This is a genomic window from Bacillus sp. Hm123 (assembly GCF_051842975.2).
Classification (GTDB): Bacteria; Bacillota; Bacilli; order Bacillales; family Domibacillaceae; genus Bacillus_CE.
In genome coordinates, this window is record NZ_CM200277.1 from 1984987 (window position 1) to 2007644 (window position 22658).

The following is a 22658-nucleotide window of genomic DNA, read 5'->3' on the forward strand; positions in this document are numbered from 1 at the left end:
TGCTGTCATTGTAACATAGAAGAAACTTTTCCACGTGCTCTCCTGCTCATCACACAAACTCAGATAAATAACTCCATCGTTCAATTAAATGCTCCAATTCTTCATTCAATGTTTCTAACTCTTCGCTCAAACGCTGTGCTTTTTCAAAGTCGCTTCCTACTTGATCAAGCTCCTGCTGGGCCTCTGCGATGCGATCTTCCACTTGAGCCATTTTCGCTTCAAGTCCGTCCCATTCTCGTTGCTCGTTATAGCTTAATTTTTTCTTCGTTTTTTCTTGTGGCTTTTCTTGAACGACCTTTTTCACCGGAGCGGCTTCTAGCTTCTCCCGTGCCGCTTGTTGATCCAAATAGTCGCTGTATGAACCGTAATACGAATCAATCACACCATTTCCTTCAAACACGAGCAATTGAGTCGCTGTTTTATCAAGGAAATAACGGTCATGGGACACGGTGACAACGACACCTGGAAAATCCTCTAAATAATCTTCCAAAACCGTTAACGTCGCCGTATCTAAATCATTCGTCGGCTCATCGAGTAACAGCACATTCGGCTGAGACATTAACAATTTTAACAAATAGAGGCGGCGTTTCTCTCCACCAGATAATTTATAAATCGGTGTTCCATGGGCATGCATCGGAAATAAAAATCGTTCAAGCATTTGAGCGGCAGACAATTGCTCGCCATCCTTTGTCGTCACGACTTCGGCTGATTCTCGAATGTAGGCGATCATCCGCATTTTTTCATCCATATCGGTCCGTTCTTGCGTATAGTAAGCAATTTTCACCGTTTGTCCTGTGATCATTTCGCCTTGATCGAACGGAAGCTTTCCAGCTAACAGGTTCATAAACGTCGATTTTCCACTGCCGTTTTTGCCGACAATCCCTAACCGATCACCTGGTTTCACAAGCAAATTAAAATCTTGTAAAATCACTTTTCCATCAAACGATTTCGCCACATCTTTCAGTTCAAATACTTGCTTGCCGAGTCGGCTTCCCTTGACGGCTAAGTCGACTTGCTCTTTTTTCGGTCCTTGGCCAAGCGCACCTTCTAATTGCTCAAAGCGGTCAATTCTCGCTTTTTGCTTCGTCGTCCGTGCTTTCGCTCCTCGTCTCATCCACGCGAGCTCGCGGCGATATAAATTCCGACGTTTATCTTCAGCAGCCGCTTGTTGCTCCTCGCGCTCCGCCTTCTGCTCAATATAGCTTTGATAATTGCCTTTATACGTGTAAATATTGCCGCCTTCTAGCTCAAACATTCGATTCGTTACTCGATCAAGAAAATAACGATCATGCGTCACAAGCAACACAGCACCCACATATTTACTTAAATACTCTTCAAGCCAGCCGATCGTTTCATAATCGAGATGGTTCGTCGGCTCGTCTAAAATTAACAAATCTGGCGTTTCAATTAACACTTGCGCCAGCGCAACACGCTTTTTCTGTCCACCGGAAAGCTCGCCCATTTTGCGACTGAAATCAGAAATGCCTAGCTTCATTAAAATCGCTTCCGCATTCGTATTCGCTTCCCACGCATCAAGTGCATCCATTCTTTTTTGCAGTTCAAACAACTCTTCCGTCACCGCTTGATTATTCGGCTCCTGCTCTAGCTGCCTTAACGTTTGCTCATATTTTTTTAACAATTGAATGACCGGTGCTTCACTTAAAAATAGCTGATCCATCACAGACAGCTCCGGGTCTAGCTCCGGCTCTTGGGCTAAATAAGTAATCGAATAATCATTCGGCGCAATCATCTCTCCGCTATCAGGCAAATCTTTGCCTGCGACAATTTTCAACAGGCTCGATTTCCCTGTTCCATTGACGCCGATTAAACCGATGCGCTCTTTCTCACTAATTGAAAACGTTAAGTTGTTAAATAACTCTTTTTCTCCGTACGTTTTAGTCATTTCATTTACTGTTAACACTCTCATTCGTCGTTACCACTCCCGCGTTCCTCTATATGTCGCCTAGCTACTTAGTCATTGCTTGTAGCGTATCCACGATAAAACCGACTAGATCGGTCATTTCTTCGATCATATCTTCTGTAATCGTTCGCTGAAAGTCAAGCCGCCATTCATGCACCAGCTCTTGGCGATCCGATTCAATTTTTCTTCGTTCCACGAGACGTCCTTCGCCCCAAAGTCGGTCGAGTGTATCCATCATTTCCTCGGTGAAGTGCGGTGCCTCTCCCGAATAAATCACTTCAAGTAAGACACCTGGTTCAGCCTTAGGCAGCTGCATTAGTTCACCTGCTAATTGATGGATCGTCGACCGAATGCTGATCGCGACTTTCCTGTCTGTTTGCTCTACGAGAGAAAAGACGATCGAGGACTCCCGCTGCAAACTCGCTAAATCGACCAAGTCTTTGCGATCGTGGATATGCAGAAGTCCAGCTAAATCGCGGTCATACACTTCCGCTTGAACGATAAATTTAATATTGTCAAAAGCCGTTGGATCAAACAATCAAACTCCCCCTCAAAATAACCCTTGCGCTCTCCCTTGCGCATCAACATCCATCGCAATAGCAGCCGGCTTTTTCGGTAGTCCCGGCATCGTCATCACATCACCTGTTAAAGCAACGATAAAGCCAGCGCCAATTTTCGGGATCAGCTCACGAATATGGATCGTAAAGTCTTGCGGTCTTCCGATTTTTGCCGGGTTATCACTTAAAGAGTATTGCGTTTTCGCCATACAAACCGGCAAATTACTCCACCCATGCTGGTCGAATTCTTTTAGCTGCTTCAGCGCCTTCGCAGAAAATTCTACACCCTTGCCTCCATAGACTTGTTGCACAATCACGTTCATTTTTTCTTCTAATGATTGACTAAGCTCATATAACGACTTAAAACGAGATGGGGATTGGTTAATGGTTTGCACGACTTTTTGCGCCAAATCTGTGCCGCCTTTTCCGCCTTTTTCCCATACTTCTGTTAAGGAGACTTCGACGCCCTCTTGCTGACACCATTGTGCAAGTTCTTCAACTTCCGCTTTCGTATCGGTCACAAAGCGATTGATGGCCACGACAGCAGGGACCCCGAAGGCTTGAACCGTTTCGATATGTTTCTTTAAATTTTTCAATCCTTCGCGCAATGCTTTAACATCTTCTTGCTTTAGATCGGCTTTAGATTGGCCGCCGTGCATTTTCAGCGCACGGATCGTCGCCACAATCACGACCGCATCCGGATCGATTTGAGCCATTCTCGCTTTAATATTGAGGAACTTCTCCGCCCCAAGATCAGCGCCAAAGCCCGCCTCGGTCACGACATAATCGGCTAGCTTTCTCGCTGCTTTCGTTGCGATGATACTATTACAGCCGTGGGCGATATTGGCAAATGGACCGCCGTGAACGAGCACCGGTGTATGCTCAATCGTTTGCACTAAATTCGGCTTTAACGCATCCTTTAACAGCAAAGTAAGCGCACCTTCTACTCCAAGGTCGCCACAAGTGACTGGTTGCTTGTCGTAATTGTACGCAACAATCATGCGAGAAAGACGGCTTTTTAAATCAGCTAAACTATCGGCTAAACAAAGCACCGCCATAATTTCAGAAGCGACCGTAATGTCAAAGCCATCCTCACGTGGTACCCCTTGTATCGGTCCACCAAGTCCGACAATCACTTGGCGAAGAGCCCGATCATTTAAATCGAGCGCCCGCTTCCAAACAATTCGCCGCGGGTCGATGTTCAGCTCATTACCTTGATGAAGATGATTATCTAAAAAAGCAGCGAGGGCATTATTCGCTGTCGTAATCGCATGAATATCACCAGTGAAATGCAAATTAATGTCTTCCATTGGGAGCACTTGGGCATAGCCGCCTCCTGTGGCGCCGCCCTTGATCCCCATCGTCGGTCCGAGCGATGGTTCGCGTAAAGCCGCCATCGCCTTGACACCAATTTGATTAAAGGCATCCGCTAATCCGACCGCAACCGTTGATTTCCCTTCCCCAGCAGGCGTCGGGTTGATCGCTGTCACAAGCACGACTTTTCCATCTGGTTTTGTTGCTAATGTTTCTAGCGTTTCATACGTGAGCTTCGCTTTGTTTTTGCCATAGAGCTCTAGATTTTCTTCTGTTAATCCAACCTTTGCAGCAACCTCTACAATCGGCTTAATGATCGATTCTTGGGCAATTTCAATATCACTTTTCACAGATGTATGTACACTCATGATAGGTTCCTCCGCTCTTTTCAATATCAACCAACTTATCGTTTCTCTAGCATAAAAACCGTCATAAACGTTAATGCTTGCTTTAGTTCATTCGGCAGTGAAGCGACGTGTTCATCACGCACTCCCTCCTTATATACATAATACTCATCGATGATCGTAAAGCCTTGCCAGACAGCAAGCTGACTAAACTCCCACGGCATCATCGTATTCATCACTACATCTTTTCCGGTTAAGCGTGGGTAGCTATGCGCTCTTGGACCTGCCGTCGGGCCTAGGATCGCCACACATACTTTTCCCTTAGGTGCTAACACTCGCATTACTTCCGTCAGCACCTCGGCTGGCGACTCTGTCCATTCCAACGAATTAATCGCCACGACCGCTTGGATCGATTCATCTTGAAATGGAAGCTGTGTGAGGTCTCCTTGATGAAAGGTTAATCCCTCTTGTTTAAGTCCTTTCGCTAACTCCACCATTTTATCCGATAGATCGACTCCGATGACTTCATACCCCTTTTCATGAAGCTTGAAGCTCCCATATCCGTCACCACAGCCTAAATCAGCCACAATTGCCGGCTGCTTCACGTAAGTAGCCACAAAAGAAACGAGACCCTTTCGACTCCCCGTCTCCCACATTTCCTTACTTTTAGCATGCCAACCATCGGCTTTCTCATTCCATTGATCCTGCGCTTGAACGCTCCAATTCATCTTCTCCACCCCATCCCTGTTTTCTATTTAATTGTAAGGGAATAGAACTAGTTGGGGCAATGAAAAAAACCGCCCCTCACACAGAACGGTTTCTCCTTAAAGAGCAGCCTATTCTTCTTTTTTCTGAACAGCTTGCAAATCAGATCGGCGCGTTGGATTTTCGTTAAAGTACTCAATTAAATCGGCAATTCGATCGATTGAATTCCAACTTAAGTGATGTTCGATCCCCTCAACATCTTCGTAAATAAATTCCTCATTCACCCCGATCATTCGCAGGAATTCCTCTAACAGATCATGACGTTCGACAAGGCGCTTCCCCATCTTCTTTCCTTTCTCCGTCAAAATCAACCCTCTGTATCTCTCATATATTAAATATTCATCCCGATCTAGTTTTTGCACCATTTTCGTCACAGATGACGGATGAACCGAGAGCGCCTCGGCAATATCAGACACACGGGCATAACCTTTTTTATCTATTAATAAAAATATTTGTTCTATGTAATCTTCCATACTAGGTGTAGGCATAAGAGAACCTCCTGATCTTTGCTCATTCTCTAAAGTTTACTATAATTACTAGCGAAGTACAAGGTAAAGGAAAACCCCTACTTTTGTAGAAATATCAGTTTATTTGACGAAATAATTTTGACTTTTCGATCCTTTCCGACCTTGACTAATATATGGAGTTATTGGTATATTAGAGACATTACGAACAGTAAATCTGGGCGTGATGAATAATTTGATTTGAGCACATCATAGATATAATGTGTTTCGAAGATTTAGGAGGATTCATTATTATGCAAAACGGTAAAGTAAAATGGTTCAACAATGAAAAAGGCTTTGGATTCATCGAAGTTGAAGGTGGAGACGATGTATTCGTACACTTCACAGCAATCGAAGGTGACGGTTACAAATCTTTAGAAGAAGGTCAAGAAGTTTCATTCGAAATCGTTGAAGGAAACCGCGGACCTCAAGCTGCTAACGTTAACAAGCTATAATTCCATCAACATGTAATAAAGCCGGCATCTTTTTGCCGGCTTTTTATGCGTTTGATAACTGTTCGCCGTATTTTTTCAACCGTTCCCCCACGGTACATTTCGTAATACAAAATTTATGAGCGTACGCTTTGCCATGCTCTTTTCTAAAGGTTGCTTTAATTAAACAACCTTCACAGTACGTTTGTAACACTTCCTCTACTTCTGCAAAAAGCTGTTTTCGATCCAAATCTGCCACATCCTTCTCCTAACAAGTTTATTCATCCATGAGCGAATGGCTATTCACAACTACTTCCTGTAACGCTTGATTCGCTAGTTTATCCGCTTCTTTATTTTTCCTGCGATCAAGCGGTTGATAAACAGGCTCAATACCTAAGTCATTCATTTTCTGTTCGATTCGATCGAGCCATCGGTTGAAGCTCTCCTCAAAGCATGGCCACTCGCCTGACAGCTGCTTTAACACCACTTGAGAGTCTCCATGAACAATTACTGGTACATGATGCACACCCAACTCCTCAAGAGCGATGATCGCTTGAAATAAAGCGGCATATTCTGCTTCATTATTCGATTCGAGCTGCATGAGGCGTTCATTCCTTCTCAGCCGCCAATGCTGCCCATTTTTCTTGTAGTAAATGACAACACCAATACCAGCTATTTGAGTATGACGATCGTAGCCGCCATCGAAATACACTTCGACTTCTCCTGGCTCCTCGTCTAGCTGTTGATCGAGCTTCTTAAATTCTTTCACCGTCCATTCATTCAATAATTCATCCATCACAACAACAGATTTCATCCGACCTCCTTTTTGCAAGTCTTCAATAATCGGCAGCACCTGTTCTTTTATAAGCCAATCGGATTCAAACTCCGCTTTTCTCCCTTTATATTCATATTGCCATCTGATCTTCATTTTCATTCGAATCCCTTCTTTCTCTTGACCAATTGACTGGTTTTTGTATAATGTACGTTGGGCAAAATCATCTGATGACTTGCTTGACAACTTAGGAGGATCTTTTTTTATGTTCAATGAATGGTTTGGCTTTTTATTTGTACTCATTAACTTTACTATATTTTTGGCGATGTATCGACTATTTGGACGAACAGGATTATTTGTATGGGTCGGGATTTCCACGATTTTAGCGAATTTACAAGTCGTCAAGACAATTGAAATATTCGGACTGACCGCGACATTAGGCAACACGATGTACGGAACCGCTTTTTTAGCGACAGACTTGTTAAATGAACGCTATGGAAAGAAAGAAGCGAAAAAAGCAGTATGGCTCGGCTTTTTCACGTTATTATTAATGACGGTGCTCATGCAGCTCGTATTGCTGTTTGAACCGGGACCAACCGATTTCGCTCAGAAACCGATGGAAGAATTGTTTGGCTTATTGCCGCGAATTGCAGTCGGAAGCTTAGCCGCTTACATGGTCAGTCAATTCGCCGATGTCTATATCTTCTCCTTTTTACAGAAAAAATTTCCGAAAGACTCACAATTTTGGATTCGAAACAACGGAAGCACGATGATCAGTCAACTATTGGACACACTCGTCTTTACGAGCATCGCCTTTCTTGGTGTATTTCCGATGGACGTCTGGTGGCAAATCTTCCTCTCCACCTACGCGCTCAAATGGATCGTCGCTGTGATGGACACGCCGTTTGGCTATATCGCAAAACGCTTTCCGAAATAATGAAAAGAAGCGGCTTGACCCGGCATAGTTTGGGTCAGGCCGCTTTTTCTCAATTTTGTTATTGCTAATCGTTTCATTATTCAGTAAAATTTACTTTTACGAGAGAAAGGAGGAATTAGTTTGGTAGAGTTATACACAGATGGCGCAAGTACAGGGGACCCTGGATGGGCGGGTGCTGGTATCTTTATTAAACGAGAGGGGAAAGTAGACAGACATAAAATTCCACTCGGCTTGTGTGACACGCATGAAGCGGAGTTTTTGGCGGTGTTAAAGGCACTTGAACTCGTTCAAGCGCATCAATCGGAATTGATCTCGCTTCGAAGTGACTCCCAAACCGTTGTTCACGCCATCGAGAAAGAATATATACATAAAGAAAAATATAAACCGTTATTACAGCAAATTTTAGAGTTGGCTAAAGACTATCCACTCTTCTTTGTCAAATGGATTCCTCGGAAAGAAAATCGGGCGGACGGATTAGCCCGTGAAGCGATTCGAATGAATGATCGGGAGGAAAAATAATGAAATGGCTCGCTGATGTCTCCTTATTATTAGTCGCGCTCATTTGGGGCGTCACATTTGTGATTGTACAAAACGCCATCGAGTTTTTGCCTCCGCTACTATTTAACGGTGTTCGCTTTTTCCTCGCCTTTTTGCTTTTATTGATCGTCCTTCTACTCCGTAAAGAACTTCGAGAATTGAATAGGAAGACGTGGAGAAACGGGCTCATTCTCGGCCTTTGTTTAGCGGTTGGCTATGCCTTCCAAACGATCGGCTTATTATACACAACCGTATCAAAAACAGGCTTTATTACCGGCTTAAGTGTTGTACTTGTGCCGACTTTATCCCTATTTATTTTAAAAAAGCGACCAACACCGATTGCAATTATCGGGTCATTCATAGCCGCAACCGGTCTTTATTTACTGACAGCCGGCGGTGAAGGCGGCTGGAACATCGGCGATTTCTTTGTCTTGATTGGAGCGTTCGGCTTTGCCTTCCACATTATTTTCACCGATGCTTTTACCCATCAATCATCGGCCGTCGCCTTAACAAGCGTGCAAATTTTAACTGTTTCCGTTCTTTGTAGCTTAGGCGGCTTCTTCATGGAAGATTGGCGATCAACATTAACAGCGGCAAATTTACTACAAACTAGTGTGTGGAGCGCCTTACTAATTACCGCCTTTGCGGCGACGGCACTAGCCTTTTTCATCCAAACATCCGCCCAAAAATTCACGACACCAACACGAGTCGCTTTACTATTAGCGATGGAGCCCGTTTTTGCGGCCATCACTGCTTTCTTCTGGCTGGACGAACGACTAGCCGCCGCTGGTTTAACGGGTTGCCTGCTCATTTTCTTCGGCATGATTTTAGCGGAAATGCCAGTGCATAAATTTTGGTCGGGTCATGCGGTGCAGAAGGAGAAATGATTTATTTTCAGCTTAAGTAAAGAGAACAGCCCTCTGTTCTCTCTTTTTAGGCGCTTTATCAACTTCCCTTCTAATGAAAAAAATGACTTACCAAATACAACAAAGGGATTGCTGCTAATGGAGAAATAATCAATATTTTTCGCAGTATTATAGAATTCAATGATGTTTTGATCATATAAAACATCATTGACCCAACTGTCGTTAAAGTGGTTAAAATGGTAAAAAAATAAACAAAATCATAATTGATATAAACTAAAGAAAAAGTTCCTCCGCTAAGTACTCCAATCAAAAAGTAAAAAATAACGCTTAATTGTTTTTTGTTTTTCAACAAAAACATTTCAAACAAATGGGCTGCTAGACATAAAAAAGTGACGAGAAAAATGACCCAAAATGTAGTTAATACATAAGCAACAATACTTGGATCGGAGTCGGGGTGAAAACCTCCTAACAAAAATAATTCTGAATAAATTAAGGCGAATACTATAGTCGCTCCCAGTGCGGAATATAAATTTAATTGTTTTTTATCCTCCATTCAATCAATTCCCCTTCCGAATTAAAGATTACGTGCAACTAATCTTTTCCATTATCTCACAAACAAAAAAATAAGGGTCAAGCAAATTGCTCGACCCTACCCCATTATTCCTCGTTCCTTCGCAAACTCCAACGCCATGTTCCGAGAAGTAATCTTTTTCTCCTTCAATCGCTCCAACAACGACAGATAGAAGCTCCCATCAAATGTTTTTTGTGCCTTCAATGTGATTTCAATCGCCGCTGTCACTAGGTGATCAGACGCATCCGTCGATCTCTGTCCGAAATAAATGAAGGCGATTTGATCATCTGAAAATTTAAATCCCTTGTCCTCTAGTCGCAATAAATAACTCGCTACAGATGAACGGTTTTTCATCATCAAGTCCACGGGTTGCTAGAAGCGATCTCGGCCAAATGGCGGCGAAGAACTTTTAATTCTAGCTGCTCGACTGCTTGTTCCGCTTCTGTAGAAATGCCTGTCCAATTTGCTTCTTGAACGTTCCACTCTAGCGGCACGTCGCAATTAATTTGAGCGAGCTTGTGAGAAAGATAGAGCATATCAACATCATCAGTCATCTTCTTCCGTTGCGAAGGTGTCAGTTTGTCGATATTGTTCATAATCTCTTCCACCGAACCGAATTCTTTCACTAGCTTAAAGGCGGTTTTTTCACCGATGCCTTTCACCCCTGGATAGCCGTCACTCGTATCGCCCATTAATGCCTTCACATCGATAAATTGCTGTGGAGTAATGCCATATAGCTCAGAAAAACTAGCGACTGTATGCGTTAAATAATTGCCGTAGCCTTTTTGCAGTAGCATCACATCCACTTGGTCATCTAGTAGTTGCAGTAAATCCTTGTCTCCGCTTAAAATCGTCACTTTTCGCTCTTCTTGTTTCGCAATCGTTCCAATGCAATCGTCCGCTTCATAGCCAACAACACCGATATTCGGAAGTAAAAAAGAACTAGCAACTTCTTTCGCTAAGTCAAATTGCGGAATTAACTCCTCTGGTGGAGCGGATCGATTCGCTTTATACCCTGAATACAGCTCATTTCTAAACGTTTGACTGCCCATATCCCAGCACACCGCCACATGGGTCGGACTTGTGTGATCGACGGCCAGCAATAAATGCTTCATAAATCCTTGGACGCCGTTTGTCGGCACTCCCTTTGAATTGTACATAAATTGACCGCTCACCGCTGTCGCGTAAAAAGCACGAAATAATAAAGCCATTCCATCGATAAGCAAAATATGCTCTTGTTTGTTCATGTTGTCACCTCAACTGCTATTCTATCATATTCACAAAAAACGCTTTAGAAAAATCATTTCCAAAGCGTTTCATTATTGTATTAATGTTTATCTGTTTTTTCAATAGGTAAATCCTCGTACGAAGACCAGTCGCTATAGCTTCCAGCGTATAATTTCACATGACGAAAGCCCGCTTCTTTTAAAGCGATAATATTCGGGGTCGCCGATACGCCAGAGCCGCAGTACACAATGACTGGCTGATCCGTATCTAGCTCACGAAAACGTTCAAGTTGCTGCTTCTGATCTTTCCAGCTTGCCCCTTCTAACCCTTCTTGGAAGAAATAATTGACCGCAGTCGGAATATGACCAGGTACGCGATCGAGCGGTTCTACTTCACCGTTGTAGCGTGCTGCTGCACGTGAGTCGATCAGTACTGACGTTCCACTCGCCACTGCTTCTTTCACCTCTTCAATAGAAACGAGCCAATCAGCTTGAATATTTACCGGGAAATAACTAGGCGTCGCTGTTGGAATCTCCTTTGTCACCGGAAGTTGACGGTTCGTCCATTCTTGAAAGCCGCCATTAAGCACATACACTTGCGAATGACCGAGGTAAGACAGTAGCCACCAGCACCTGCTGGCAAACATCGCTTCTCCTTGATCATACACAACGACGGTCGTCTCTTCGGTAATTCCGAAAGACCCGAACACCTTTTGAGCATCTTCTACGTTCGGCAGTGGATGTCTGCCACCATGCTGTTGCTTTTCTCCCGACAGATGGCGATCCAAATGAGCGTAAAAAGCACCTGGAATATGCCCTTCCATATAAGCTTTCTCTCCCGCCTCAGCATCCGCTAAACTAAAACGGCAGTCGATCACACAAACATTCGGATCGTCTAAACGCTCGACTAGCCAGTCAATCGATTGAACAAACTTCATCCTTCTTCCCCCTTTTCTTCCGCTTCCTTCAACCTTTTTTCCATCAGCTGTTTCACTTGTTCCTTAGGGTCCCAACAATCAAATGTATAGCCGGGCTTTGTCGCAAACCCTAGCCGGCTACACAGATAATTCATTCCTGATTCCCCTTTGATCGCTCGGAAATGACGACAAGTCGCACATGTATGAAAACGGCGAACGATCTCCTGTTTACGCTCGTTGAAGCTCAACTAAAACGCGCTCCCATTCGTCGATATTTTCAGCATGATCGAGCACATCGAGCCAAGCAGTAAATTGCTCTTTCGCATCGGACTCAACCGTTGTTTTCATTAACGTCATACCCGCATCAAGCTCATGATAAGCCCATGTCCATAATTTTTCTTTTTCCGTTTCTAAATACACATCGGCAAGCGTGGACAGCTTCTCTTCTAGCTGCTCTTGCATCTGTTGCTTTTCATTTTTTTCAAAGAACGATTTTGCATTTTTAAACAAGGACAGCGCTTGGCTAAACGTCGACAATGGTTCATTTGTAAACGCCGTTGGAAACTCTGGCGTTTCTTGCGATGACCACTCTAATGGCGTAAACGACAGCTGCGACTGAATCGTTTGATAATGTAGCTGCAAGTTCGCATACTTTTCCGTTAAAAGCTCATGCACATGGTTTTCCGTACGCAAGCTTGTTGCTCGCATTTCTTGAGCCAAGTCATATCCGACCGCTTCAAGAAGCTCTTTTAACGCGTCGTTTAATGCCGCTTTTATTTGATTATTGGTGAGCGTCGCTGGGTTAAATGACTCTTTAAAGAAATCAGAAAAACGGTAAAACACGCGCTGTTTTAAATAGTAAACAAGCTCATTAATTTCTTGTGACAATCGCTTTTCTAACAGTTGAGACGTTTCATTCGTTAAATGAGTCACCACTTGCTGTTGCTGATCGTTTAATTGCTGCTGCTTTTGCTCGCGGTTGTCGCGATTTTCTTTCGCTGTCGCAATTAATTGACGCAATCTTTCTACTCCACGCTCCCATTCCGCCTCTGCCGATTGCACCGCCATTTGTGCTAAATCGCCATCGAGGAACTGATGAAACGATTGTTTAAACGGTACAATATTGGAGTTTGGATGATCCGTCTCTCCACGCTCAATCTCTTGAATCGCCTGCAAACTAGAAACGCCAAATAATCTCGGGAAGCGAATACCGTATTGTAATAACTGCTCCGTTACGTAGTTTTTCACTTCCTGTACTTCTTCTTCATCTTTCGCTAAATCAATCGCATTCACGATGAAGAACATTTTATCAAGCTCAAAGGCATCCTTTACACGGCCAAGCTGAATTAAAAATTCACGATCCGCTTTCGAAAAGGCATGATTATAATACGTCACAAACAGAATCGCATCGGAATTTTTAATATACTCAAACGCCACGCCTGTATGACGCGCATTAATCGAATCAGCCCCTGGTGTATCAACAAGCGTAACCCCTTGACGTGTGAAATCACAATCATAGTACAAGTCAATCGATTCAACGAAACAACTTTGTTTCTCATTCGCCACAAAGCCTTGGAACGCTTGTAAGTCGACTAATAACGTCGTACCGAGCTGCTCCTTGTATTCATTAAATCCATCATGGAACGCTTTCAAGAAAGATAAATGAATCTTTTCACGACCTTCTCCTTCATTCGCTGTTAACAATTCTGGAATCACTTGATTCGCTTCGACTAACGATGTGACCGACCGATCAAATAATTGTAGAGAATGCTGAATATCTAATAATAAATCTTGTTCTGTCTTTAAATGAACCGCCGCTGTTCGATGCGGATGCTGTTCATCAGGGGGATGAATGCGGTTCACCGCCGCCGTTGTTGGGTTCGGTGAAACTGGAAGCACCTTTTCACCGAGCATCGCATTCGCGAATGATGATTTCCCGGCACTAAACGCCCCGAATAGTGCAATCGTATATTTACGCTGCTCTAAACGATCCGCTTTTTGACGAAGTCCATCGATAAAGCGCTGGAACCCAGGAATGCCATCTAGCTGACGGTTCATATTTTTCAGCTTCGAAACGGTGTCGTTAACGGCCACTGTTGCTCCACTAGACACGACCCTTTCCGCTTTTTGTTCCACTTTTTCGACCTTTGTCGCCGCTTCTTCTTCCCACTCTCCGCTAAAAATATCCACCTGTTCCTTCTCTTTTTTCCATTCTTGCACAAATTGATCGAAGCTCTCTGGTACATCGGAGAACGAACGAATCATGAGCTCGTGCAAGCCGCTTCGATGTTCTTCCATCGTCGTATCTAAGTCCGTTACTTGCTGAATCGCCGTTAATTTTTGATGCCATACTTGCCATTTCTCTTTCAGACCCGCTTGCTCAGAGGCAAATTGGATCGCCATTTCTTGTGATGCACGCGTCTTTAGCTCATCTGTCACCATCCGAGCTTTTTTCTTTAGTTGGTTAGCGACGTCATCACAATAATTAAGAACATAATCCCCTGTCACTTGCGCCCCTGTTTTAATCGTATCCTTCAATAACGATTCATCAAAAGGAATCGCTAACTCCTCGGCTTCTAGCTGCAATGAGTCACTGATCAATCCGCTTGATTTTAACCAAGAAGCGAATAATTGACGAAGATGCCACTCCAGCTGAGCTTCCGTTTTCTCCTTCAAATCCACCATCAATACATCCAGTCGGCGCTGCCTTTCTTCTTCTGTTTTCTTTTTGCTAAAGAATAGACCGACTTTAAATTCCGGCTGCATCGCTTCTAAAAAATCCTTCGCTAATTGACGTGTAGAAGCCGGCATTAAATAAGCATTTTGCAGCACTTTTTCGCGGCCTTCCTCAACGGATTTCACTAAAGCGTTTGCATCGCGCTTATCGAGTTCCGCCTTTGTTTTTTGTTCATTGGCGATGATTTCTTCCATCTTCCAACCTTCACCAAGAACCGCCTGTAGCTGTTCTCTCACTTCTTCTTGCCCAGCTTGTAGCCATTGTAGGTGCTCACTGACAAGAAGACTCATCATCGTTTCCACTGAACGGAGCGTTAACTGTTCCCGATTGGCCATGCTTTGATGAATTAGCTCTTTCACTTCAGCGAAATCATTATATGGAAGATCCGGCTCCCGCAAGCTCGTGAAATAAAACTTTTCTGGATGCACATTCCAAGAGGCAAACGAGTCGTATACCGATTGCTTAAAGGCATCAAAGGAAAGTTCCTCATCACGATGCTTGTCAATTTGATTAATGATCAAGTTCAATTTCACACCGTGAGAAAGCAAATCTTTCGTATAAATAAAGTTCAATTCCGATTGCACATGGTTGTAATCCATAACATAAAACACCATATCAGCTAAATGAAGCGCCGATTCAGTGGAAATTCGATGGGCATCGTCTGTGGAATCTACCCCTGGTGTATCCATCACCGTCACTTCTGGTGGCAAGCTAGATTCACTATGACCAATTTCAATTGCTTCTACTTCTTCCCCGTTTTTACAATATTCCTTCACCTTTTCAAAGCGGTACGGTGCTTGAAACAGGAGCGGTTGGCGATCTTTATAATACACTTTCGCAAAATCCTCAGGGGCCTTATGAATTTTCACTAAGTTGGCGCTCGTCGGAATCGGGCTCGACGGCAATAGCTTTTCACCTGTCAACTCATTGATCATCGTCGACTTCCCTGCCGAGAAATGTCCGCAAAACGCCACAATGAATTCTTCGTCATGCAACTTCCTTAAAAACAATTTCGCCTTTCTCGCCCGTTCTTCATCCCCATATTGCTCAAATAAATCATGGAGCCAGGCCGTTCTAGCAATCGTTTCTGATAATGTTTGCTGCTGTGTTTCTAATGGCATCTTCACATAACTCCTTAATATACACTTTCCTTACGTTAGGAAGCGGATTCTTTTTTTCTATTGTATCTGATTTCCGCTTTATTGCCCATCATGAAAAAGAAAAAAGAAGGCTTTATATCAGCCTTCTTTCAAAATTATGCTTGCGCTTTATTTACGTGATCGATCACATATTTCATGACTCCACCATACACTGCGACTGTCGCACCAACAAATATCCATACCATGATCTTCACACCGCCCTTGTTTTGTTCAGTTCATATATGTTTATCCTTTTATCGATAATAACATTTAGCTTCATTTATACTTTATCATGAGCGATAATGATTTTCAATAGCATTTACAATTACTTGCTTTTCTTTTCTGCATTAGCAAGTGGACAATTTTTGCATTTTCCGCAACCTGTTGTTTTGCACATCTTTCATTCCTCCAATTTTTTTATGATGGGTAAGGGAAACGAAAAGAGCCAGTGATACCCACTCCAAATAAGGAAGGTACCACTGGCTCGATCTGCGCACAGGTCTCTTTCTCTAGAGATTTTAGCAGATTTGACAGTTTCGGTTTATCTCTAGCAGCATGCCTTTTTCACTTGATCAAAAAGAGGAAATCTTTAAGGAAGTGACTTTGCATATCCGCTTCATATCTTATTGATATTGAATATTATTATAATCCTCTCTAAATTTTCTGTCAATTGATTTCATTGAAAAAATATCACCTTTTCGCAAATGCCTCTTGATAATTTGTTAATTGCTCTAGCGCTTTCTCTTCTTCATTCAACCGAATCATTAAAATAAGCTGGTTCAAAAAGAAATAAATAACCAATGTCCAATAAGCTTGAAACATCAGTGGAATGACAATTAGTTCAGTTGTCACAACGAAATAATTAGGATGTTTTAAAAAGCGGAATGGACCTTTAACAACGACTTCCTCACCTTTTAACACAATAATTTTTGTATTCCAGTAGCGGCCGAGTGTACGAATCGTCCATAGCCGCATCCACTGCAAGCCAAGAAAAAGAATGAGTAAAACAGGCCATAACGAATGAGGCATTGGCTGTTTTATGCTCACTTCCACCATTAACGCAATAAAAAACGTCGTATGTATCAGCACCATAAACGGATAATGCCCTTGCCCGAATTCCTCCGCTCCCTTTGCCTTCATCCACTTTTCATTTCGCTTCGCATGGACAAGCTCCACTAAACGCTGTGCCGCCACTAGTATAATAAACACATAAAAGAACACTACTCCCACCTCATTAACAACATTTCTGAACTAAACCCCGGCCCAAGAGCCAGCATCAAACCTAAATCATTTGTATGTATATCTTTTTGTACATATTGTTCCAACACAAACAGCACCGTAGCGGACGACATATTGCCGTATTGGCTCAACACGCTCCTTGATACATTCAATTGATCCGGCGCTAGCCGTAAACTCTGTTCATACGCTTCTAATACTTTTTTGCCGCCCGGATGAGCGATAATATGACCGATTTCTTCTATTGTTATTTGCTGGCTCATTAAAAACTCTGTCACTTGCGGCTCCAACCACTGATGGACAATCGCAGGAATATCTTTTGAAAAAATCACATAAAAGCCGTTGTCCTTGATATCCCACCCCATCACTTCTTCGGAATCTTCCATCAAAACAGTTTCGGTTTGCTGAATCACCGGGAGCGGGCATGATCCCCTTTTAAACAACGAACTTTCCTTACCAGCAACAAGCACACAAGCCGCTCCATCGGCAAATAAAGACGTGCCGATTAAATTACTTTTTGATAAGTCTTCCACTTGAAACGTAAGACTGCATAACTCTACCGCTACGACTAACACATTCGCTGTCGGATGAGCTAAACAATAATCATGCGCCCTGGCAAGCCCCGACGCTCCTCCCCCACAGCCCAATCCCCAAATCGGTAGCCTTGTCACCTTTTTGGAAAAAGGAAGACGGTTAATCCATCGTGCTTCTAAGCTAGGTGCAGCAAGACCGGTCGTACAAACAGTAATCATCGCATCCACGTCTTCATATCGTGCTCCAGCTCGATCTAAGCATCCCCTAATTGCCTCTTCTCCCAGCTTAATCGCCTCATCTAAAAACAATCGGTTTTTCTCTTCAAAGCTATGCTTCTCTTGATACCACTCAAGCTGTTTCGCCAAATATCTCGTATCGATTCCTCCATTATCAAACACTGACAATAACCGTTCAATTTTCGGGTAGGTAGAGTGAAATAGCTGATGGATCATCTCCTTCGCCGCTTGCTGCTGAACCACATGACGAGGTAAGGCCGTTTGAACCGCAATAATTTTTGACATAGTCAACTCTCCACTTTCATTGATAGGATTATTTTACCTATTTCTCCATCAACTTATTCATATGAAAAACAGACATAAAAATAAAGTTTAAAGGCAAGATAAAACAGAAATTATATGAGGAGGTATTACATGAAAACTCTACTATCATATTCATTCACCGTGCTTATCTGTTTGTTTTTGATAAACCATACAGCAGCCACCGAATCGCAAAAGGTAGAAGACAATAAAGCTCCTTTACAAGTGAAAGAAAAAGTAGATGAAAGAAAAATCGTGTTTGAATTTAAAACAGACTTTGCTTCCATGGCTAAATTTTTCAAACTGAGCGTAAAAGAATTCCACCAATTGCGTGAGAAAAAAAGCATGGTAGAAATCGCTCAAATGCAAGGAATAAACCGAAATGAATTGTTTAATTACTTAGTGGCTGAGCATTATAAACATTTAAAGTTAGCATACAAAAAGAAACAAATCGATTTAGAATTTATCATGGATTATACTCTGCATTTGAAAGAAGATATTATTTGGGAAATGCATGCTAAGAAAAGTGAATAAAGTAGGAAAAAGAAGTTCCTGTTCTAACAGAGTGGCTCATTTATTTTTATAAGAACCACTCAAATTGAACAGGGCTTCTTTATGTGTAGCTGCACCACCAGATCATCAACTTTTACAACAAAATAACAATTCCATCCATGTTTAGAGTATAATTCTATATAAAGTGAACCTTCAATCTGTGGGGGTTTTCTTCATCCCCCACAGATTGTTAGGTGAACAGATCGGGCTTTTACGGGCTGTTGATCTCCCACCTACATGCCTGCGCTCTTTCTGCCATGTTAAGGTGGGAGTCTTACAGCCCGTTAATGCGGGATAAAACACCAATTAGTTAGGAGAAAAATGATGAGGAAAATACTATTTTTCACACTGTTAGCATCGCTTATGTTTTCTTTAGTGGCTTGTAGTAACGATAACACCATTTCTGAAACTACGCTGACGGAAAGAGAGGAAGCGATTCTTACAAATACAGCTAATCAAGCTTTTATATTTGATTTCAATGTAGATGATAAATATAAGAATGTAAACTTATCGGTTGAAAAATATGAATCTGGCAAGTTAGTAGGAGAAGTAAACAATATTTCTACTAAGATCAAAGGTAAAGGAACCATTATCTTCACCACATCGCAAACGATGGAAGAAAGTAATCAAGCTCTTTTTGCCGTTAGTGTTCATAATGACGGTAGTACAAGCACAATCTGGAACCCAGAAACCACTCCAAAAGGTGAACTTAGCACTGTGTGGGGGAGTCATCCGTTAGACAATACACCCATTACCGATCAAATGGTCTTGGCCAGTATTTGTTATTCAAGTAGCCAAGATGGGGTCAGCGCTCTTTCCAAGGACTTTTATGATGATGCGGACAAACATATGAATGAGTTAAAAGACTATGAGGTAGTCTATTTGCTTAGAGGTGAATTCAAGTGATTACTGGATTTCATTTTACAAATAAAGTGACTACGGTTTGGCCAAAATCCGCTTGGGTTTCCACAAACTTCTCGAATGAGTTAAGGGACGAGGTACCTGACCCTTTGTCCCTTGTCCCTCTGTCCCCTTGATTGCTTCACAAAATTAATTGACAAGAAGAAAATACCAATATAAACTGTAATTAAGTATTTACTTAATTACTTTATCGCATGCTTTTAGCAGCTTAGTTTCTAATAAAAGGAGGTACAAAAATTGTGTCGTTAGGTAAGGTTTTTAAAGCTCTCTCAGATGACAATAGAAGAAAAATATTAGATCTATTAAAAGAGGGCGATATGACATCAGGCGAAATTGCCAATCATTTCAACATGAGTAAACCCGGCATCTCGCAGCATTTGAACATCTTGAAAAACTCTGAACTGGTCGTTTCAAATAAACAGGGACAGTATGTTTATTACTCTCTGAACACGACTGTATTACAAGATATTATGAAGTGGGCGATTGATATGAAAAATACGCAAGGAGGAAAAGAATAAATGATAAGGAAATTATTCGTTTGGTTGTTCGTTGCTCTTGCTCTTGGATTAAGTTTTTATTTTTACAAGGAATTACCGAATGAAATGCCTAGTAAATTTGCTAATCTCTAAGGATCACCAACCGCGTATGCTTCCAAGAACCTCATGTTGTTTATCATCCCATTTGTCATGATCATTAACAGCCTTTCTCTTTCTGCACTTTCTTTTATGCATAAGCAAAGAGTAACCTATAAACGATTAGCAAAAATTCTAGCCACTATTGCAATCGCAGTAAATATTGTTCTACTCGTTCTCCATTGTGCGATTATTTACATCGGTTTAGGGAACGAAGTAAACATTCTTCTGTTATTGCCTATCATTGTTGGAATTATTTTTGTTGTAACAGGTAACTTACTTCCACGTGTTCAAGTAAAAGATACGCAAAAGAATGCACTTAAACAAGCTTCATATGGGATATGGCACCAAGTGTCTAGAACCGTTTCCTACGCCTTATTCTTTTGGGGATTGATTATGATTTTTTCAATACTTCTCCCTCAAAATTTAATTTTAACAAGCTTCTTTGTGATACTTGCCTTAACCGTTGTATCTGCTTTCTTCTTTTCTTACATTCGCTATACGCGTTCTGTAAAAATAAACTAGGGAAATACAGTGAAACTTCGATCAGCAGGACTTTCTTCATCCCCCACTGTTATGATTAAATCGGGATATCCAGATCGAAAGAATAAAATAAAAACACTCCAAAACATTGATACATCAATGTTTTGGAGTGTTTTGACGTTTTTTAATTGAATATCTAATTTCGTTCTCGTTTATTTTAAAAAACAAGATGATAATACTTATTTAATCTATTTAGACAAAAAATCTCAAACAAACATCAATGAATTTCTACTATGTTTAACTTCTTTTAACCCTCAATTACGACACCTTCGCCCCACTCAATGCCACTACTTGCTTGCGTTTACTGCCAATTTCATTAAATAAAATATTCAAAACGATTGCCGTCATGCTACCAGCCACAATGCCGTTTCCTGTTAAAATTTTTAGGCCTTTTGGCAAGTTCGCAAATAAATCCGGCACAACGGTTACACCAAGTCCCATTCCAACTGCACAAGCGATAATTAATAAGTTCTCTTGCTTTGCCATATCGACTTGGCCTAACATTTTAATTCCTTGAGCAACCACCATCCCAAACATGGCAACCATCGCTCCGCCTAAAACGGATAGCGGAATAATCGTTGTAAATGCCGCAATTTTTGGTACGAGTCCGAGTACGACTAAAAAGCCTGCTGTATAATAAATCACTTTCTTCGATTTCACGCCTGATAACTGCATTAAACCGACGTTTTGCGAGAAAGCGGTGTAAGGAAAGGCATTAAAGAGACCGCCTAGTATAATCGCAAATCCTTCTGCGCGATAGCCTTTAGCAATATCTTTTTCCGTAATGCGCTCGTCGCATATATCACTTACCGCAAAGTAAACGCCTGTTGATTCTACAAGGCTAACCATCGCGACTAAAATCATCGTTAAGATCGCCGTCCATTCAAAGGTAGGCGTACCGAAATAAAACGGCTGCACCATATGGAAATAAGACGCTTCTTGCACTGGCGAAAAATCGACCTTGCCCATAAAGAAAGCAATGACTGTTCCAACGAGCAAGCTAATCAATACGGAAATCGAGCGAACGAACCCGGTGAAAAAACGGTACAACACAATGATTAATAATAAGGTCATTCCGCCAAGAGCAAGATTCGATAACGAGCCGAAATCTTCACTGCCGACGCCCCCACCCATGTTGTTCATCGCTACTGGAATTAACGTGACTCCAATAATCGTTACGACAGAACCTGTCACTACAGGCGGAAAGAAACGAACAAATTTACTAAAGAAAGAAGATACGAGTAAAACAAAAATACCTGAAGCAATAATCGCTCCATATACGGCAGAAATACCGAACGAGCCGCCGATGGCAATCATCGGACCAACAGCGGTGAAGGTACAGCCTAGCACCACTGGCAAGCCTATTCCTAAGAAACGTCCCTTCCACACTTGTAAAAAGGTCGCGATCCCGCACATGAAAATATCAATCGCTACTAAATATGTGAGCTGCTCCGCTGTTAATCCTAATGCTCCACCAACAATCAATGGAACAATGACCGCTCCCGCATACATCGCTAATACATGCTGCAAGCCTAGTGAAGCGGTTTTTAGCACCGATGTTTTCATACGCGAGCCTCCTCGACAAAGGTCACTTCGCCATTTTCAAGCGATTGTACACGAGCAAGCGACTCCACGCGGACATTCTTTTCTTCTAGTAGCTTTCTTCCATCTTGGAACGACTTCTCAATGACAATTCCAATACCAGCCACATGCACACCCGCTTGCTCGGCAATGTTTAATAATCCTAAAGCCGCTTGTCCGTTCGCTAGAAAATCATCAATAATCAAGACGCGATCTTCTTTATTTAAAAAGGCACTAGAAACCGCAATGCGATTCGATTGTTGCTTCGTAAATGAATACACATCCGCTGTTAATAATCCTTCTGTTAACGTCAACGATTGACGCTTTCTAGCAAAGATCACCGGTACACCCATCTCTAGTCCAGCCATCACACTTGGCGCAATCCCACTAGATTCAATCGTTAAAATTTTCGTAATGCCCTCTTCTGCAAATAAGCGAGCAAATTCTTGTCCCATTTCTTTCATTAATACTGGGTCAATTTGGTGATTTAAAAAGGCATCTACTTTTAATACTTCATTTGAAAGCACTTTGCCTTCTTCGATAATTTTTTGTTTTAAACGATCCATCTCTATTTCCCCCTCAACAA

Annotated in this window: 25 protein-coding genes; 8 read left to right on the forward strand and 17 right to left on the reverse strand. The window is 42.1% G+C overall.

Going from position 1 to position 22658, the window contains the following annotated elements; translation table 11 throughout:
• Window positions 1-49: 49 nt before the first annotated feature.
• The 5 genes from ACSVDJ_RS10230 to mntR all read right to left on the reverse strand — a co-directional run bounded on the left by ACSVDJ_RS10230 (window position 50) and on the right by mntR (window position 5389).
• Entirely contained in the window at window positions 50-1927 is a 1878-nt protein-coding gene (locus ACSVDJ_RS10230; protein WP_439168532.1) for an ABC-F family ATP-binding cassette domain-containing protein, read from the reverse strand.
• Window positions 1928-1967: 40 nt separating this feature from the next.
• A complete protein-coding gene (locus ACSVDJ_RS10235) occupies window positions 1968-2459 on the reverse strand; it encodes a hypothetical protein (protein WP_439168534.1) in 492 nt (163 codons plus the stop codon).
• A 12-nt stretch (window positions 2460-2471) separates the two neighbouring features.
• Window positions 2472-4160: a formate--tetrahydrofolate ligase gene (locus ACSVDJ_RS10240; protein WP_439168536.1), complete on the reverse strand. Its 1689-nt coding sequence runs from the start codon at window positions 4158-4160 to the stop codon at window positions 2472-2474.
• 35 nt (window positions 4161-4195) lie between these two features.
• Window positions 4196-4873 carry a class I SAM-dependent methyltransferase gene (locus ACSVDJ_RS10245; RefSeq protein ID WP_439168538.1) on the reverse strand — a complete coding sequence of 226 codons (678 nt, stop codon included), beginning with the start codon at window positions 4871-4873 and terminating at the stop codon, window positions 4196-4198.
• Window positions 4874-4972: 99 nt separating this feature from the next.
• Window positions 4973-5389, reverse strand: a complete 417-nt coding sequence (mntR, locus tag ACSVDJ_RS10250; RefSeq protein WP_439168540.1) for a transcriptional regulator MntR — start codon at window positions 5387-5389, stop codon at window positions 4973-4975.
• A gap of 269 nt (window positions 5390-5658) precedes the next feature.
• Here mntR and cspD point away from each other — a divergent pair, with 269 nt between their 5' ends.
• Window positions 5659-5859, forward strand: coding sequence for a cold-shock protein CspD (cspD, locus tag ACSVDJ_RS10255; RefSeq protein WP_094835484.1), 201 nt, complete (start codon window positions 5659-5661; stop codon window positions 5857-5859).
• 43 nt (window positions 5860-5902) lie between these two features.
• On the opposite strand, the gene ACSVDJ_RS10260 is transcribed toward cspD, so the two are convergent.
• Together ACSVDJ_RS10260 and ACSVDJ_RS10265 are read right to left on the reverse strand one after the other, a co-directional pair.
• A complete protein-coding gene (locus ACSVDJ_RS10260; RefSeq protein ID WP_439169072.1) occupies window positions 5903-6085 on the reverse strand; it encodes a zinc-finger domain-containing protein in 183 nt (60 codons plus the stop codon).
• Window positions 6086-6112: 27 nt separating this feature from the next.
• On the reverse strand, window positions 6113-6880 hold the full coding sequence (locus ACSVDJ_RS10265) for a reverse transcriptase-like protein (protein ID WP_518618780.1): 768 nt from the start codon (window positions 6878-6880) through the stop codon (window positions 6113-6115).
• On the opposite strand from ACSVDJ_RS10265, the gene ACSVDJ_RS10270 reads away from it, so the two are divergent.
• The 3 genes from ACSVDJ_RS10270 (at window position 6873) to ACSVDJ_RS10280 (ending at window position 8968) form a co-directional block, all read left to right on the forward strand.
• Window positions 6873-7544, forward strand: coding sequence for a queuosine precursor transporter (locus ACSVDJ_RS10270; RefSeq protein WP_439168544.1), 672 nt, complete (start codon window positions 6873-6875; stop codon window positions 7542-7544). The genes ACSVDJ_RS10265 and ACSVDJ_RS10270 overlap by 8 nt on opposite strands.
• Before the next feature lie 120 nt (window positions 7545-7664).
• Window positions 7665-8063 carry a ribonuclease HI family protein gene (locus ACSVDJ_RS10275; RefSeq protein WP_439168546.1) on the forward strand — a complete coding sequence of 133 codons (399 nt, stop codon included), beginning with the start codon at window positions 7665-7667 and terminating at the stop codon, window positions 8061-8063.
• Complete coding sequence (locus tag ACSVDJ_RS10280) at window positions 8063-8968, forward strand: DMT family transporter (RefSeq protein ID WP_439168548.1); 906 nt, start codon at window positions 8063-8065, stop codon at window positions 8966-8968. Before ACSVDJ_RS10275 ends, ACSVDJ_RS10280 begins: the two co-directional genes overlap by 1 nt.
• 70 nt (window positions 8969-9038) lie before the next feature.
• On the opposite strand, the gene ACSVDJ_RS10285 is transcribed toward ACSVDJ_RS10280, so the two are convergent.
• The 8 genes from ACSVDJ_RS10285 to ACSVDJ_RS10320 form a co-directional block, all read right to left on the reverse strand.
• Complete coding sequence (locus ACSVDJ_RS10285; protein ID WP_439168550.1) at window positions 9039-9500, reverse strand: hypothetical protein; 462 nt, start codon at window positions 9498-9500, stop codon at window positions 9039-9041.
• 96 nt (window positions 9501-9596) lie between these two features.
• Window positions 9597-9875 (reverse strand): DUF6123 family protein, encoded by a 279-nt coding sequence (locus ACSVDJ_RS10290; RefSeq protein ID WP_439168552.1) that lies wholly within the window; start codon window positions 9873-9875, stop codon window positions 9597-9599.
• The gene (locus ACSVDJ_RS10295) at window positions 9875-10765 is read right to left on the reverse strand and encodes a 5'-3' exonuclease (RefSeq protein ID WP_439168553.1); all 891 of its coding nucleotides are present in this window, start codon (window positions 10763-10765) and stop codon (window positions 9875-9877) included. Before ACSVDJ_RS10295 ends, ACSVDJ_RS10290 begins: the two co-directional genes overlap by 1 nt.
• 80 nt (window positions 10766-10845) lie before the next feature.
• A complete protein-coding gene (locus ACSVDJ_RS10300; protein WP_439168555.1) occupies window positions 10846-11682 on the reverse strand; it encodes a sulfurtransferase in 837 nt (278 codons plus the stop codon).
• Entirely contained in the window at window positions 11679-11909 is a 231-nt protein-coding gene (locus tag ACSVDJ_RS10305) for a hypothetical protein (RefSeq protein ID WP_439168557.1), read from the reverse strand. Before ACSVDJ_RS10305 ends, ACSVDJ_RS10300 begins: the two co-directional genes overlap by 4 nt.
• The gene (locus ACSVDJ_RS10310; RefSeq protein WP_439168558.1) at window positions 11890-15519 is read right to left on the reverse strand and encodes a dynamin family protein; all 3630 of its coding nucleotides are present in this window, start codon (window positions 15517-15519) and stop codon (window positions 11890-11892) included. Before ACSVDJ_RS10310 ends, ACSVDJ_RS10305 begins: the two co-directional genes overlap by 20 nt.
• Window positions 15520-16227: 708 nt before the next feature.
• Window positions 16228-16758 carry an isoprenylcysteine carboxyl methyltransferase family protein gene (locus ACSVDJ_RS10315; protein ID WP_439168560.1) on the reverse strand — a complete coding sequence of 177 codons (531 nt, stop codon included), beginning with the start codon at window positions 16756-16758 and terminating at the stop codon, window positions 16228-16230.
• Window positions 16758-17828: a type III polyketide synthase gene (locus ACSVDJ_RS10320; RefSeq protein WP_439168562.1), complete on the reverse strand. Its 1071-nt coding sequence runs from the start codon at window positions 17826-17828 to the stop codon at window positions 16758-16760. The genes ACSVDJ_RS10315 and ACSVDJ_RS10320 overlap by 1 nt, the downstream gene beginning before the upstream one ends.
• A 129-nt stretch (window positions 17829-17957) precedes the next feature.
• Here ACSVDJ_RS10320 and ACSVDJ_RS10325 point away from each other — a divergent pair, with 129 nt between their 5' ends.
• The 4 genes from ACSVDJ_RS10325 to ACSVDJ_RS10340 all read left to right on the forward strand — a co-directional run bounded on the left by ACSVDJ_RS10325 (window position 17958) and on the right by ACSVDJ_RS10340 (window position 20473).
• Window positions 17958-18377: a hypothetical protein gene (locus tag ACSVDJ_RS10325; protein WP_439168564.1), complete on the forward strand. Its 420-nt coding sequence runs from the start codon at window positions 17958-17960 to the stop codon at window positions 18375-18377.
• Between the two features lie 381 nt (window positions 18378-18758).
• The gene (locus tag ACSVDJ_RS10330) at window positions 18759-19301 is read left to right on the forward strand and encodes a YgaN family protein (protein WP_439168566.1); all 543 of its coding nucleotides are present in this window, start codon (window positions 18759-18761) and stop codon (window positions 19299-19301) included.
• 254 nt (window positions 19302-19555) lie between these two features.
• Window positions 19556-19834, forward strand: coding sequence for an autorepressor SdpR family transcription factor (locus ACSVDJ_RS10335; protein WP_439168568.1), 279 nt, complete (start codon window positions 19556-19558; stop codon window positions 19832-19834).
• A 144-nt stretch (window positions 19835-19978) separates the two neighbouring features.
• Window positions 19979-20473 carry a hypothetical protein gene (locus tag ACSVDJ_RS10340; RefSeq protein WP_439168570.1) on the forward strand — a complete coding sequence of 165 codons (495 nt, stop codon included), beginning with the start codon at window positions 19979-19981 and terminating at the stop codon, window positions 20471-20473.
• A 276-nt stretch (window positions 20474-20749) separates the two neighbouring features.
• Here the strand turns inward: ACSVDJ_RS10340 and ACSVDJ_RS10345 are convergent, their stop codons facing one another.
• Together ACSVDJ_RS10345 and ACSVDJ_RS10350 are read right to left on the reverse strand one after the other, a co-directional pair.
• The gene (locus ACSVDJ_RS10345; protein ID WP_439168571.1) at window positions 20750-22057 is read right to left on the reverse strand and encodes a nucleobase:cation symporter-2 family protein; all 1308 of its coding nucleotides are present in this window, start codon (window positions 22055-22057) and stop codon (window positions 20750-20752) included.
• Entirely contained in the window at window positions 22054-22638 is a 585-nt protein-coding gene (locus ACSVDJ_RS10350) for a xanthine phosphoribosyltransferase (protein WP_439168572.1), read from the reverse strand. The genes ACSVDJ_RS10345 and ACSVDJ_RS10350 overlap by 4 nt, the downstream gene beginning before the upstream one ends.
• Window positions 22639-22658: the final 20 nt, after the last annotated feature.